General features: G+C 74.7%; 13 protein-coding genes and 2 pseudogenes. 11 read left to right on the top strand and 4 right to left on the bottom strand.

Translation table 11 applies throughout. The features are described 5' to 3' along the window. Window positions 1-34: 34 nt before the first annotated feature. Window positions 35-280, top strand: a pseudogene (locus tag ACIRS4_RS05500) (DUF6158 family protein); the annotation flags it as partial. A 197-nt stretch (window positions 281-477) separates the two neighbouring features. Here the strand turns inward: ACIRS4_RS05500 and ACIRS4_RS05495 are convergent. Continuing rightward, on the bottom strand, window positions 478-1,026 hold the full coding sequence (locus tag ACIRS4_RS05495; protein WP_404190370.1) for a type 1 glutamine amidotransferase domain-containing protein: 549 nt from the start codon (window positions 1,024-1,026) through the stop codon (window positions 478-480). Between the two features lie 102 nt (window positions 1,027-1,128). Then, the gene (locus tag ACIRS4_RS05490) at window positions 1,129-1,509 is read right to left on the bottom strand and encodes a DUF2795 domain-containing protein (protein WP_404190367.1); all 381 of its coding nucleotides are present in this window, start codon (window positions 1,507-1,509) and stop codon (window positions 1,129-1,131) included. Window positions 1,510-1,775: 266 nt separating this feature from the next. Here ACIRS4_RS05490 and ACIRS4_RS05485 point away from each other — a divergent pair, with 266 nt between their 5' ends. The 6 genes from ACIRS4_RS05485 to ACIRS4_RS05460 all read left to right on the top strand — a co-directional run bounded on the left by ACIRS4_RS05485 (window position 1,776) and on the right by ACIRS4_RS05460 (window position 7,776). Beyond that, window positions 1,776-2,594 carry a SigB/SigF/SigG family RNA polymerase sigma factor gene (locus ACIRS4_RS05485; protein WP_404190365.1) on the top strand — a complete coding sequence of 273 codons (819 nt, stop codon included), beginning with the start codon at window positions 1,776-1,778 and terminating at the stop codon, window positions 2,592-2,594. A 238-nt stretch (window positions 2,595-2,832) separates the two neighbouring features. Then, window positions 2,833-3,789, top strand: a complete 957-nt coding sequence (locus ACIRS4_RS05480) for a hypothetical protein (RefSeq protein WP_404190362.1) — start codon at window positions 2,833-2,835, stop codon at window positions 3,787-3,789. Between the two features lie 212 nt (window positions 3,790-4,001). After that, window positions 4,002-5,249: an aminotransferase class I/II-fold pyridoxal phosphate-dependent enzyme gene (locus ACIRS4_RS05475; RefSeq protein ID WP_404190360.1), complete on the top strand. Its 1,248-nt coding sequence runs from the start codon at window positions 4,002-4,004 to the stop codon at window positions 5,247-5,249. Further along, window positions 5,246-6,424, top strand: a complete 1,179-nt coding sequence (locus ACIRS4_RS05470) for an MBL fold metallo-hydrolase (RefSeq protein WP_404190357.1) — start codon at window positions 5,246-5,248, stop codon at window positions 6,422-6,424. Before ACIRS4_RS05475 ends, ACIRS4_RS05470 begins: the two co-directional genes overlap by 4 nt. A gap of 99 nt (window positions 6,425-6,523) precedes the next feature. Continuing rightward, window positions 6,524-7,012: a SigE family RNA polymerase sigma factor gene (locus ACIRS4_RS05465; RefSeq protein ID WP_404190354.1), complete on the top strand. Its 489-nt coding sequence runs from the start codon at window positions 6,524-6,526 to the stop codon at window positions 7,010-7,012. Beyond that, complete coding sequence (locus ACIRS4_RS05460; protein WP_404190351.1) at window positions 7,009-7,776, top strand: hypothetical protein; 768 nt, start codon at window positions 7,009-7,011, stop codon at window positions 7,774-7,776. The genes ACIRS4_RS05465 and ACIRS4_RS05460 overlap by 4 nt, the downstream gene beginning before the upstream one ends. A 22-nt stretch (window positions 7,777-7,798) precedes the next feature. Here the strand turns inward: ACIRS4_RS05460 and ACIRS4_RS05455 are convergent, their stop codons facing one another. Next, on the bottom strand, window positions 7,799-8,416 hold the full coding sequence (locus ACIRS4_RS05455; RefSeq protein ID WP_404191050.1) for a DedA family protein: 618 nt from the start codon (window positions 8,414-8,416) through the stop codon (window positions 7,799-7,801). Window positions 8,417-8,490: 74 nt separating this feature from the next. After that, window positions 8,491-9,264, bottom strand: a complete 774-nt coding sequence (locus ACIRS4_RS05450) for an MBL fold metallo-hydrolase (RefSeq protein ID WP_404190348.1) — start codon at window positions 9,262-9,264, stop codon at window positions 8,491-8,493. Window positions 9,265-9,349: 85 nt separating this feature from the next. Here ACIRS4_RS05450 and ACIRS4_RS05445 point away from each other — a divergent pair, with 85 nt between their 5' ends. The 4 genes and pseudogenes from ACIRS4_RS05445 to ACIRS4_RS05430 all read left to right on the top strand — a co-directional run bounded on the left by ACIRS4_RS05445 (window position 9,350) and on the right by ACIRS4_RS05430 (window position 12,932). Further along, window positions 9,350-9,751: a hypothetical protein gene (locus ACIRS4_RS05445; RefSeq protein WP_404190346.1), complete on the top strand. Its 402-nt coding sequence runs from the start codon at window positions 9,350-9,352 to the stop codon at window positions 9,749-9,751. Between the two features lie 121 nt (window positions 9,752-9,872). After that, window positions 9,873-11,951 (top strand): phage holin family protein, encoded by a 2,079-nt coding sequence (locus ACIRS4_RS05440; protein WP_404190344.1) that lies wholly within the window; start codon window positions 9,873-9,875, stop codon window positions 11,949-11,951. A 156-nt stretch (window positions 11,952-12,107) separates the two neighbouring features. Next, window positions 12,108-12,368, top strand: a pseudogene (locus ACIRS4_RS05435) (AAA family ATPase); the annotation flags it as partial. Window positions 12,369-12,506: 138 nt separating this feature from the next. Then, window positions 12,507-12,932 carry an OsmC family protein gene (locus ACIRS4_RS05430; RefSeq protein WP_404191047.1) on the top strand — a complete coding sequence of 142 codons (426 nt, stop codon included), beginning with the start codon at window positions 12,507-12,509 and terminating at the stop codon, window positions 12,930-12,932. Window positions 12,933-12,955: the final 23 nt, after the last annotated feature.

Genomic DNA, 12,955 nt, shown 5'->3' with positions numbered 1-12,955 from the left:
GGGTCTTTTCGCACCGGGCGGGTACCCGGACGACATGGACGAACACAACGAGCGGGGCATCACGATGACCGGAGTCGACCCGGACCGGCTGGACGACCAGCAGCTGATGAAAGAGCTGGAGACGATCCACCGCACGCGCCACGACACCCTGCTGCACGGCTCGAACGACGCGCTGCGCGCCCACAACGACCGCATGGCGAAGCTGGAGGGCGAGTACCTGCGCCGCAACCCGGACCGCTTCGTCGCCCCCAGCCGTACCCGCGAGGGCGCCCGCGAACGTGACACGGCGACGGAGAGCGGCGGCAGGGGCGGCCGCGCGGACACCCCGGTCGGCAAGTGGGGTCCGGGCTCGGCCGGCGGTGCGGGAAGACCCGGCCGTGGGACGAAGGAGGGCCCCGGCGGGGAGTGACCCCACCGGGGCATACGCGTCCTGGCCGAGTGGCGCCGAGAGGCGACCTCCCAGGCCGCCAGGGCGTCTCAGGCCGCCTCGGTCTCCTTGGCGAAGACGTCCAGGAACGCCTCGCAGAACGCCTTGAGGTCGTCCGGCTTGCGGCTGGTGACCAGCTTGTTCGGCCCGTGGTCGCAGACCTTCACCTGCTCGTCGACCCAGGTGCCGCCCGCGTTGCGGATGTCCGTCCGCAGGCTCGGCCACGAGGTCAGCGTCCGGCCCCGTACGACGTCCGCCTCGACCAGCGTCCACGGGGCGTGGCAGATCGCGGCCACCGGATGGCCCTGCTCGAAGAAGTCCTTGACGAACGCCACGGCCTTGTCGTCGGTGCGCAGGAAATCGGGGTTGGCGACCCCGCCCGGCAGCACCAGCCCGCCGAAGGAGTCCGCTGACGTCTGCCCGACGACCTCGTCCACACGGAACGTGTCCGCCTTGTCGAGGTGGTTGAAGCCCTGGACCTCACCGGAGTCGGTCGACACCAGCACGGGTTCGTGACCCGCCTCCAGCGCCGCCTGCCACGGATCGGTCAGCTCCACCTGCTCGACGCCCTCGGGAGCCGTCAGAAACGCGATACGCATGTTCGTTCACCGTCCTTCCGCGGCGGGCCGGCCGCCCTCGTGGGCCCCGGCCCGCCGCTGCTCGTTCCTCTCACCGGCGTGGGCACATCGGCGAGGCCCCGCTCAACGCTCGCTTCCGACCAGGGTCTCGGCCAGTTCCTGCACCGTGGCGTAACGCTCCTTGCGCGGCAGCCGCCCCACCGCCTCCACGAGGCCGTCCGGAGCGTTCTTGCGGCGCAGGGCACGCGTCAGGTCCTCCGGCCCCGCGGGAAAGGAGCCCCGGCCCAGGATGCGGGCCAGCTCCAGCCGTACGGTCGCCAGCGACGCCCGGGACGTGCCCGGCACCACCGGACCGCCCCACACCTGGGGGTCGTCGTCGGCGGACGGTTCGGGGTCGTGCCACTCCTCGGACCGGGTGGGGTGCCCGGACCTCAGCAGACCCTGCAGTTCGTGCTTCATCTCGTCGTCCCGGTGGACACTCAGCCGGTCGCTGCCTCGCTGCATGTCTCCCTCCAGATCTTCGGGGTCGGCCCACCGCGTACCCGAGGTGCGGACCCCGACACGGGGCACTCGGGGCCGATGTGCGCCGCATCGGGCGGGGTGTTTGCGGGCCCGGGCCCGGGGCAGGCGCGGAATCAGTGCTTCGGACCGGAGGCACGTCCGTGGGACACCGCAGTCGGCGACCCCGGCGGGCCCCTCCGGCCGCGTCGCGTCGCATCTCCACGGTGACCGGCCAACCCAAAGCACTCGTCAAGGGAGTTGCCACGCTCATGCGTACATCCGTGCCCACCCCCGTGTACGACCGGGCGAGCGCGAAGCGCCACCCGCACCACGACGCCCCCGACACCGCCGACGCCTTCCGCAGGCTCGCCGCCCTGCCGCCCGGTCCCCGGCGCGACGCGCTCCGCGCCCGGATCGTCGAGGCCTGGCTGCCCATGGCCGACCGCCTGGCCGGCCGCTTCCGCGACCGCGGCGAGAACTCCGACGACCTGCGACAGGTGGCCGCCCTCGGCCTGGTCAAGGCCGTCGACCGGTACGACCCCGAGCGCGGCAAGGCGTTCGAGAGCTACGCCGTGCCCACCGTCACCGGCGAGATCAAGCGGCACTTCCGCGACCACATGTGGACCCTGCACGTGCCGCGCCGGGTGCAGGAACTGCGCAACCGGGTGCGGGTCGCCTGCCGGGAGCTGTCCCAGGCCGGCTCCGCCCACCACCCCGCCGTCGCCGACATCGCCCGGTACACCCAGCTGAGCGAGGAGGAGGTGCGCGAGGGGCTGCAGGCGCTGGACAGCTTCAGCGCGCTGTCGCTCGACGCGCAGACGGCGGGCGGAGAGAACGGCTACTCCCTCGGCGACGCCCTGGGCTCGCCCGATCCCGCCCTGGACACGGTCGTCGACCGGGAGTCGGTGAAGGCCGGGCTCGCCGCACTGCCCGAACGCGAGCGGACGATCCTCTACATGCGCTTCTTCCAGGACATGACGCAGAGCCGGATCGCCGAACAGCTCGGCATCTCGCAGATGCACGTCTCCCGCCTGATCAACCGCTGCTGCGAACGCATCCGCGAGCAGACACTGAACGAGACGGCGTAAAGAGCTTCGAGGCCTCGGGTGACGCGTCACCCCTCGCGGGAAGCCGGCACCGCCGGACGGGACGTCGGCACCGTCGGGCCTCGATGGGTGGGGGCGCCTCGCCGGGGAGTCACCCGGTTGGCGGGGTCATCTCCCGCGAATGGCGGGCGGCCGCGCGCGGGCGCACCGGAGGGCGGGCTGTGATGGCTGTGGGGCATGGACGTCGTGCCTCGCTGTCGCCGGCCGAAGGAGCCGTCCCATGCGCCGCACCGCCCGTGTCCTGTCCGTCGCCGCCCTGGGCGCCGCCGTACTGACCGGCGCCGTCCCGGACGCGTCCGCGGAGCCGGCGGCGGAGATCGGCCCGGCCGCCGTCCCCCCGGGCGGCAGCGTCACCGTCTCGGTGACGTGCGACCCCCTCGGCGGTCCCGCGCCCGAAACCGTGGACGCAACATCCCGGGCCTTCGCCGACGGGACCGTCACGCTCACCCTCGTGCCGGGCGGCGACGAGCTGACCGGCCCCGCCTACCGCGGCACCGCCCGCATCGCCCCCGCCACGGCCCTGACGGTGCCGGTGGACGCGGATGAGGCCGGCGAGCCGCCCGCCGACGCGCCCGACGGCACTGCCCGGCAAACCGCCCCGGACGCCGTCGACGCCGCCGGTGCGGGCTCCGCCTGGAAAGTCGACGGCGTCTGCCCGGCGCCGCCCGGCGGGCGCGGCACGCCGTGGAGCGCCGGCTTCGCCATCACCGAGGGCGGGAGCGGGGCGGGCGTGCCCTGCCCCGAAGGCAAGGCCTGTACGACGCCGGCCGCGCCCTGCGAGGACGATCACCTCGACGCCTGCGGCACCCCTGGCACGTGTGCGGAAAGCCCCCAGGACGCCGAGGATCCCAAGGCCCCCGGGACCTCGCCCGGCGCCACCGAGGCCTGCGCCGGCCACGAAGCCTGCTCCGCCGGCCGAGGCGAGGAAGCCGACGCCGAGCACGGCCGGCTCTGCGGGACCACCGAGCCCGCGCCCTGCCCCGGCCACACCCGCGGCGCCGGCCTGCACGACGACGCCTGCGCCGGCGCGGCCGTCCAGCACGGGGTGCGGGCCGGGGCGGGCGGCGCCTTCACCGACTCCGTGCCCGCACTGGTCGCCGGCGCTCTCCTCATCGCCGGCGCGTTCGGCGCCGCCGTCCACCGGCTGCGCCGCCGTGACGCCGCGGGGCGCCTCTGACGTCGCCCCCGGGCCGTGACCGGCGCAACACCGGCGAGGCGGCCATGGGAAGGCGGCACACGGGGTACTCGGTGCCCGAGGGCACACCCGGCCCCGTACGAGATGTCACGCACCATCCGGCGCACGGGCGGACAGCGGCCCCGGCGGGCGGGCGCGTGGCGACCGGCCGGCGACGGCACTGGGCACCAGGGACGGACTGCGCGGAGGACCTCATGCGGCGGACGGAACCGGAAGGGCACGGGCCCGTCCGCTACGGCCCCCCGCTTCCCGCGGACGGTCTGCCCGTATCTCCCGGCCTCGCCGCGGCCCTCGCCTCCGCCGCCTCCCACGGCGACGGCGAACCGGTCGGCGGCGGCCCCGCCCTCCTGGAAGCGGCCCGCGGCTACTGGGAGCGGCGCGGCACCCCCGCCGGACCCGAGCGGATCGTGGCCGGCCCCGGCGCCCCGGCCTTGCTGCTCGCGCTGACCGCCGCCGTCGGCGGGGACGTGCTCGTGCCGAGGCCCTGCGCGGCCTGGTGGGCGCCGTACGCGCGACTGCTGGGCAGACCCGTCTTCCATGTGGCGACACCCGCCGAGTGCGGCGGCGTCCCGGACCCGTTCGCGCTCCTGGAGACCGTGCGGCGGGTGCGTGCGGAGGGCGGCGACCCGCGGCTGCTGGTGCTGTCCGTCGCCGACGACCCCACCGCCACCGTCGCCCCGCCCGAGGTGCTGCACGAGGTCGTGGAGGCCGCCGACGGCGAGGGGCTGCACCTCGTCAGCGACGAGACCTGGCGCGACACGCTGCACGACCCGCACGCCACCGTGCTGGTCAGCCCCGCCGAGATGCTGCCGGGCCGGGTCACCGTCGTCAGCGACCTCGCGGGCGCGCTGCTGCCGGCGGGCTGGCCCGCCGCCGTGGCCCGGCTGCCGCCCGGGGCGGCGGGGGACGACCTGCACGCGCGTGTGCTCGACGTCCTCACCGCTCTCGACGCCCGCGTCGCCGCACCGGTCGCCGCGGCCGCCGCCCATGTCCTGACCGAGCCCGAGCCGGTCCGCACGCGCGTGCGGGACGCCGTACGGCTGCACGCACGCCTGGCCGCCGCCGCGCACGACGTCGTCGTCTCCGCCGGGGCGCTCGCCCCGCCACCACAGGCCGGCCGCCATCTCTACGTCGACCTCGGCCCGTTGCGCGACGCGCTCGCCGCGCGGGACGTCGACGACGCGCAGGATTTGGAGGACCTCCTCACCGCCCGGCTCGGCATGCCCGCGCCGGGCGGCCACCGCTTCGGCGACGACCTCGCCGCGCTGCGCGTCCGGCTGTCCACCGGCGCGCTGCTGGGCGGCACGGACGCCCAGCGCACCGAAAGCCTCACCTCACCCACCCCGTTGGAACTGCCACACGTGCACCGCGCGTTGTCCCTCCTGAGGTCGGTCTTCGACGATCTCGGCGGCGACGCTCAGCGATGGGAGCCTCCTCGATGACGCAGCAGTCCGAGTCGACCACCACCCGTGCGACCGCCTTCACCGGCACGACCGTCACCACCGCCGTCGGCGGCGTCCGGGAGGCCGACCCCCCGGCCCCTGCGTCCCCCGCGAGCTCCCTGCCCGCCCCGCCCGCCGCCCCGCAGGCGTCCGCGGCGCCCCCCGTGCCCTCGGCTCCCCCCGCGCCGCCACTCGCCGAGCCCCGGCCGCTGGGGGAGCGGCGGGTGTGGCCGCGCTCCTTCCACGACCGGCTCACCGCCCCGCTGCCCGGCCTCAAGGCCATGGCCCGCTTCGCCCGCGAAGGCTCCGTACGCCCCGGCCGGGAAGGCCTCGCCGACATCCCCCGACTGCCCTTCGAGCCCGGCCCGTTGCCCGCCGTGGACGCCCGTACCGTCGCCGTCTCCTGGGCGGGGCACGCCAGTTGGGTCGTGCGGATCGGCGGGCTGACCGTGCTGACCGACCCGGTCTGGTCCCGTCGCATCCTCGGCACCCCGGCCCGTGTCACGCCCGTCGGCATCCCGTGGGAGGCGCTGCCGCCCGTCGACGCGGTCGTGATCAGCCACAACCACTACGACCATCTGGACGCGCCCACCCTGCGCCGACTCCCGCGCGACACACCGGTGTTCGTGCCGGCCGGGCTCGGCCGCTGGTTCCTGCGCCGCCGGTTCACCCGCGTCACCGAGCTGGACTGGTGGGAGGCGGCCGAACTGTCCGGCGTCCGCTTCGACTTCGTCCCCGCCCACCACTGGTCCAAGCGCAGCCTCACCGACACCTGCCGTTCCCTGTGGGGCGGTTGGGTGCTCACGGACCCCGACGGCCGGCGCCTCTACTTCGCCGGCGACACCGGTTACGGCCACTGGTTCTCCCGTATCGGGCAGCGCTACCCGGGCATCGACCTCGCCCTCCTGCCCATCGGCGCCTACGATCCCCGCTGGTGGCTGAGCGACGTCCACTGCGACCCGGAGGAGGCGGTGCGGGCCGCCGAGGACCTGGGGGCGCGCCGGATGGCCCCGATGCACTGGGGCACGTTCGTCCTCTCCGCCGAACCGGTCCTCGAACCCCTCACCCGGGTCCGCGCCGCCTGGCAGCAGGCGGGCCGCCCCCGAGCCGACCTGTGGGACCTGCCGGTGGGCGGCTCCCGGGTCCTGGACCGGCGGGGCCCCGCCACGACCTGAGCCGAAATCGGTCCCCGTCCGCTGCGTCCTGACGGCCCTCCCACCGCACTGACAGGGTGGGAGGGCCGTCAGCACGTGAGGGCCGGAAGAGGGGGACGGATGACGCGGGGGGCGGAAGCGGCCTTGCACGCCTTCGTCGAAGGCAGACGCTCGGAGCTGTTCCGCAGCGCCTATCTGCTGTGCGGCAACCGCGACGAGGCCGAGGACCTCGTCCAGACGGCGTTGGTGAAGGTCGTCCTCGGCGCACGAAGGCACGGGCGGCTGGACAACCTCGACGCCTACGCCCGCAAGACGCTGGTGAACACGTTCATCGCGGGGCGCCGCCGGTTCTGGCGGCGGGAGCAACCGTACGGCGAGGTGCCCGACGTGCCGGACCGGCAGACGGACAGCGACACCGGGCTGATGGTCCGAGCCGCCCTCGGCCGGCTCGCGCCCAGACAGCGGGCGGTGCTGGTGCTGCGCTACTGGGAGGACCTCAGCGTCGCCGCCACCGCCGAACTGCTCGGCATGCGGGAGAGCACGGTCAAGAGCCACACGGCGAGAGGACTCGCGGCCCTGAAGGCCGTGGTGCGGGAGGAACTCGTATGAACGACCTGGATCGTGCGACCGACCTGGATGACGGGGAAGCGGTGCGGGAGCTGCTCGGGCGGGCCGTCGCCGACGTGCGGCCGCCGGCCGGGCGCGACGGCGGGTCCGTCTTCACGACGGCCGCGCGCATACGGCGACGGAGGCGGGCGGCGACGACCGGCGTCGTGGTCGGGGTGATCGCGGTGTCGGCCACCCTCGGCTCCGGCGTGCTGCGTACCGGCGACGAGAAGACGCCGGTGGCCGCATCGCCGACGGCCCGCGCCCCCGTGTTCCAGGACCTGCTGCCGAAGGGCGTCGGCAAGGTCACGAAGATCTCGCTGGAGAAGATCCTCACAGACAGGGAGCCGACCGGGCCGCAGACGATCGGACCCTACGACGGGGACTACGCGGTCGCCCGGGGCGGGGGCATCGGGTATCTCCAGGTCCAGGTGATCGATCCCGCCACGCGTCACAGGTACAAGAAGGACACTGCCTTCTTCGCTCCGTGCGACGCGTCGAGTCCGGAGAGTTCGTACCCCCGGCAACGATGCACCGAAGAGGCGGTGGCCGGCGGCCGGTTGTCCATCTGGCAGTACACCTCCACGAACCGTTCCGACGGATCCTCGCTGCAGGCTCAACTGCTGTTGAAGGACGGCACGGTGCTCACTGTGGGCGCCTGGGAGGGCTTCTCGGGCAAGAAGGCACTGGGCCCGTTGCTCAAGGGCTTCCCGCTCGACCGCGAGCAGCTGCGCGAACTCATGCTCAGGAAAGAGCTGTTGCCCTGAGCTGCCGCCCCGACCGGGAGGTCTACGCCGTGTCCGTGCGGCGCCGCAGCCGGTGCCACACGCTCGGGGCCGCGCCGATCACGACGGTCAGCGCGATCGCGGCCAGCACGCCCTGCCAGGGTTCCGGGAACAGCGAGCCGCCGAGGATGCCGATCAGCTGGTAGGTCAGGGCCCAGGCCAGACAGGCCGGCAGATTGCCCCGGGCGAAGCGGCGCAGCGGCCACTTCGCCAGCAGGCAGGCGAGCATCACCGGGATGCGGCCCGCCGGGACCAGCCGGGACAGCACCAGGACGGCCACGTCGTGGTCGGCGAGCTTGGCCTGCGCCTGGGCGAGCCGCTCCTCCGGAGCGCGGTTGCGGATCGCCTCCAGCCAGCGTGAGCCGTTCTTCGAGCCCAGCCCGCGCCGGCCCAGCCAGTACAGCGCGGCGTCGCCGAGGAACGCGGCCAGGGACGCCGTCACGAACACCAGCAGCAGCGAGAAGGGCGCCGTCTGGTGGAAGGCGACCACGGCCGCCCCGCTCACCAGCGCGCCCGTCGGCACCACCGGCACCAGCGCGCCGGCCAGCACCAGCAGGAACAGCGTCGGGTAGCCGATCGCCTGCTGCGTGGGCTCCGTCGGCAGAAGCGCGACGACGGCCAGCGGCGTCGGATCGGCCTGGGGTCTGAGCGAGGCGGACGCCCACGCGGCCAGCGCCGTCAGGGCGGCGGGCGGCGTCACGGCGTGACCGCCGGGCGCACGCTCTCCCCGTGCGCGAGCCGGTGCACCGTGACCGCCGGCGCGCGTTGCGCGGCCCGGCGCACGAAGTCCTCGCCCGGCGCATGGAATTCATGGGGGCGCACGGCGTCCATCCCGATCGGCCAGTACGTGCCGTAGTGCACCGGAACGGCGCTGTGGGGCGCGAGCCGCGCCAGCGCCTCCGCCGCGCGCCCCGCGTCGAGGTGTCCCTCGCCGAGATACGGGCCCCAGCCGCCCACCGGCAGCAGCGCCACGTCGACGGGTCCGACCTCCTTGGCCATCCCCTCGAACAGGCCCGTGTCCCCGGCGAAGTACGTCCTGGCCTCGCCCTCCACGACGTATCCGAGCGCGGGGGAGCGGTGCGGTCCGACCGGCAGCCGCCGGCCGTCGTGCTCCGCGGGCACGGCGCGTATCCGCACCGGCCCGGCGTCCGTCTCGTCGCCCGGCGCCATCTCGGTCACCCGCAGATGCGTCAGACGGCGCAGCCCCGGCACGGCGCGCGGCGCGCCCCGGGGCACCAGCAGGCGCGTGCCCGGCGCGAGGCGCGCCAGGGAGGGCACGTGCAGATGGTCGGCGTGCAGGTGCGACACGAGCGCCACGTCAGCCCGCCAGGCCTCCGGCGGGGGCACGGCGCCGCGACGACGGCGCAGGTGGGCGAGCCGGCGGGCGAACAGGGGGTCGGTGAGCACACGGACGTCCGAATCCTCGACCGTGCAGGTGGCGTGACCCCACCAGGTGATCTCCACCGGCACCTCTTTGCCTCCTTCGTGCGACTCCCCCGAAGCCTACGGGCAGGAGTAGGGTCGGCGGCGAAACCCGGAGGTGAGGGGGGACGCCATGGGGCCGGTGCGGGTCACGGCGATCGCGAGTCTGACGCCGCTCGAGGAACTGGACGCCGATCCCTTCCTGGTGGACTCCCGCGGCCAGCACGCGATGTGCGCGCGGTGGGCCGAGGAACACGGGTATGTCGTCAGCCGGGAGCTGCTGGTGCGCGCGCTGCGCCCCGATCACTGCGTGCTGTGGGACGGCGTCCGGCCCGGCGTCGACGTGTTCGTCGCGCCCAGCCGGCGGGTGCTGGAGAGCGCCCTGTCCTCCGTCGAGGAGTTCACCGAGGAGTGCGAGCGGCGCGGGGTCCGCGTGGAGACGGTGGGCGTCGCGGAACCCGCCTACGACGCCCAGATGAAAGCACGCGTCCACCGCCGTCTGTCCATGCCGACGGCGGGCTACGACGGCCGCTGACGCGGCGCCCCGGGCCGCCGGAACCGACCCCCTCCCCGGCCCGGGGCCACCCCCCGACGCGGTATGACAAGGTGGATGGCGGTCCCCCGGGCGGCGGGGCCGGAACGTGAGGTGGCTGGGCGTGCGGGGAGTGCGTTGGCGGCGGGCCGTCAGTCAGGCCGGGCGGAGCGTCGCGGTGTGGGCGGTGTCCACGGTCACCATGCTCGCGCTCGCCGGCATCCTGCCGGACTTCCGGCTGCAGCCGCCGGACGGCGACAACTCGCCCACGATAGCCGTCACGGCGGCTGTCGGCGCGGGCGTCTTCGGCCTGCTGTCGGCGCTGGTCTGGCCCGTCCTGGTGCGCCTGCTGCTGCTCGTGCCGGCGCTCGTCCTCGGCCTGCTGGTGTTCTTCCTCAACGGCTCGCTGCTCCTGCTCGCGCTCCGGCTGAACCCCTCCGGGCAGAGCGAGGTGGCCCCCGAGACGGCGGTGATCGTCGCCGCCGTGATGTCCGCCGTCGCCTCCGCCACCGGAGGCGCCCTCGCCGTACGCGACGACGACGCCTACCGGCACCGCCTCCACCGGCTGTCCGTCCGCCGCAGCCGGGGCGGCCCGCCCTGCGCGACCACCCCCGGCACCGTCTTCCTCCAGCTCGACGGGGTCGGGCACGACGTCCTGCTGGCGGCCGCCGCGACCGGGGTGATGCCCACGACGGCCCGCTGGCTGGGACACACCCCCGGCCACGCCGCCACCCACCGCCTCACGCTCTGGCACACCGACTGGTCGAGCCAGACGGGCGCGAGCCAGCTGGGCATCCTGCACGGCAGCAACCACGACGTGCCCGCCTTCCGCTGGTACGAGAAGGACAGCGGCGAGGTCATGGTCTGCAACCGGCCCACCAGCGCCGCCGAACTCCAGCGCCGCGCGGTCGAGCGCACCGGTGACGCCGGACTGCTCGCGGGCGACGGCGCGAGCCGCGGCAACCTCTTCGGCGGCGGCGCCGACGAGCAGGCCCTCGTGCTGTCCATCGCCGTCGGCCGGCGCGACGCGGCCACCCGCTCCCGGGCCGGATACTTCGCCTACTTCTCCGACCCGGCGAACGCGGTGCGCACCGCGCTGTCGTTCGTCGCCGAGGTCGTCCGCGAGATCGTCGAGTCCACCCGCGCCCGGCTGCGCAGACAGCGCCCGCGCGTGGGACGCGGCGGCCTCTACCCCTTCGTCCGCGCCTTCGCGACCGTCGTCGAACGCGACGTCGTGGTGACCGCCGTCATGGGCGACATGCTCGCCGGCCGCGGCGCCGTCTACGCCGACCTGGTCGCCTACGACGAGGTCGCGCACCACTCCGGCCCGCGCAGCCGCGACGCGCAGAAGGTCCTGGCCCGCCTCGACCGGTCCCTCGCGCTCATCGCGAACGTCGCCGAGCACGCGCCCCGCCCATACCGGATCGTCGTCCTGTCCGACCACGGGCAGAGCCCGGGGGAGACCTTCCGCGCCCGCTACGGCCTCACCCTCGGCGACCTGGTGCGGGCCGGCTGCGGTCTGCCCGTCCCGCGCAGGGCGCAGCGCACCCACAGCGGCGCCGAGGCGCGTGCGGCCGTCCGGGCGGCGCTGCGCAGACCGGTCGAGGAGAGTGGCGGTGGCCGTTCCCCCGCGGCCCCCGGCTCGGAGCCCCTCGTCCTCGCCTCCGGCAACCTGGGCCTGGTCTCCTTCCCCGACGTGCCGCACCGGATGAGCAAGGAGGAGATCGACGCCCGTCACCCCGCCCTGCTGTCCACGCTCGCCAACCACCCCGGCATCGGCTTCCTCCTCGTGCGCAGCGAGCGGCACGGAGCGGTCGTGCTCGGCGCGTTCGGCGCGGAGATACCCCTCGACCGGCTCGACGAGGAACCCGGCCCGCTCGCCGGATTCGGGCCGCGCGCCGCCGACGCGGTGCGCCGCACGCACGCCTTCCCGCACACCGCCGACATCATGGTCAACTCCTTCCACGACCCCGCCGACGGCGAGGTCCTCGCCTTCGAGGAGCAGATCGGCTCGCACGGCGGCCTCGGCGGCCCCCAGGCCAGGCCGTTCCTGCTGTCCCCGCTCGACCTGTCCGCGCCGGTCGAGGACGGCGAGGACCTCGTGGGCGCCGAGCACGTCCACCGCGTCCTGCGCCGCTGGCTGAGCGAGCGGAACGCCCCCGAGACCCCCCTGGAGCCGACCCCCGAGGAACGGGCCGCCTGAGGGGCCTCGCCTAGGGGCCGTGGCACCGTAAAAGGCGGCTGCGCCGAAAGAGCCGTACGCCCACACTGTGCGTACCGACCGCGCTGTGCGTACCGACCGCGCGCCGCCGCGAGGTTGCCCTCCACCGCGCCCCGACACCCGCTAGGAGATGCTGCTTTGCAGGCAGCCGTCACCGTCACGCCCGCACGCGTCCCCGAGTTGCTCCTCGGCCTCGCCACCGTTCGCCCGGTCTTCCTGTGGGGCGCCCCCGGCATCGGGAAGTCCTCCCTGGTGAGGGAGTTCGCCGAGTCTCTCGGCCTGGAGTGCGTCAGCCTGCTCGGCACCCAACTCGCTCCGGAGGACCTCATCGGCGTCCCCCAGATCCGCGACGGCCGCTCGGTGTTCTGCCCGCCGGAGGCCATCGCCCGCGACGGTCCCCCCAGGGACGCCGGCTGCCGTTCACGGCCCGTGGGCCGGTCTTCCGGGTGCGATGACGGCGAGTGTGATCGGATGGGTACACGGAAACCCGTCACCCGTGAACCCGTCCGACGGGACCCCCACGCGAAAGGAACAACCGTGGCCACCACGCGCACCGCACACACCGAATGGGAAGGCAACCTGCTCGAGGGGAACGGCGTCGTCACCTTCGACTCCTCCGGCATCGGCCGGCAGCCGGTGTCGTGGCCGTCGCGCGCCGAGCAGGCGAACGGCAAGACCAGCCCCGAGGAGCTGATCGCCGCCGCCCACTCCAGCTGCTTCTCCATGGCGCTGTCGCACGGCCTGGCCGGCGCCGGCACCCCGCCCACCAAGCTGGTGACGTCCGCCGACGTCACCTTCCAGCCGGGTGAGGGCATCACCGGCATCCATCTGACCGTGGAGGGCACCGTGCCCGGCCTCGACGAGGACGCCTTCGTGGCCGCCGCCGAGGACGCCAAGAAGAACTGCCCGGTCAGCCAGGCCCTCGCGGGCACCACGATCACCCTGTCCGCCAAGCTCGCCTGAGCCCTGGGGTCGCCCCGGCCGGC

The organism is Streptomyces sp. NPDC101166 (assembly GCF_044768125.1).
In the GTDB taxonomy this organism is placed as follows: Bacteria; Actinomycetota; Actinomycetes; order Streptomycetales; family Streptomycetaceae; genus Streptomyces.
This window is presented reverse-complemented; position numbering and strand designations above follow the sequence as displayed.

What these genes read in the sequence shown, in the direction of transcription:
- ACIRS4_RS05470 (WP_404190357.1), top strand. Translation starts at nt 5,246, where the DNA reads ATGACGCAGCAGTCCGAGTCGACCACCACCCGTGCGACCGCCTTCACC.
- ACIRS4_RS05460 (WP_404190351.1), top strand. Translation starts at nt 7,009, where the DNA reads ATGAACGACCTGGATCGTGCGACCGACCTGGATGACGGGGAAGCGGTG.
- ACIRS4_RS05490 (WP_404190367.1), bottom strand. Translation starts at nt 1,509, where the DNA reads ATGCAGCGAGGCAGCGACCGGCTGAGTGTCCACCGGGACGACGAGATG.
- ACIRS4_RS05495 (WP_404190370.1), bottom strand. Translation starts at nt 1,026, where the DNA reads ATGCGTATCGCGTTTCTGACGGCTCCCGAGGGCGTCGAGCAGGTGGAG.
- ACIRS4_RS05475 (WP_404190360.1), top strand. Translation starts at nt 4,002, where the DNA reads ATGCGGCGGACGGAACCGGAAGGGCACGGGCCCGTCCGCTACGGCCCC.
- ACIRS4_RS05485 (WP_404190365.1), top strand. Translation starts at nt 1,776, where the DNA reads ATGCGTACATCCGTGCCCACCCCCGTGTACGACCGGGCGAGCGCGAAG.
- ACIRS4_RS05465 (WP_404190354.1), top strand. Translation starts at nt 6,524, where the DNA reads ATGACGCGGGGGGCGGAAGCGGCCTTGCACGCCTTCGTCGAAGGCAGA.
- ACIRS4_RS05445 (WP_404190346.1), top strand. Translation starts at nt 9,350, where the DNA reads ATGGGGCCGGTGCGGGTCACGGCGATCGCGAGTCTGACGCCGCTCGAG.
- ACIRS4_RS05480 (WP_404190362.1), top strand. Translation starts at nt 2,833, where the DNA reads ATGCGCCGCACCGCCCGTGTCCTGTCCGTCGCCGCCCTGGGCGCCGCC.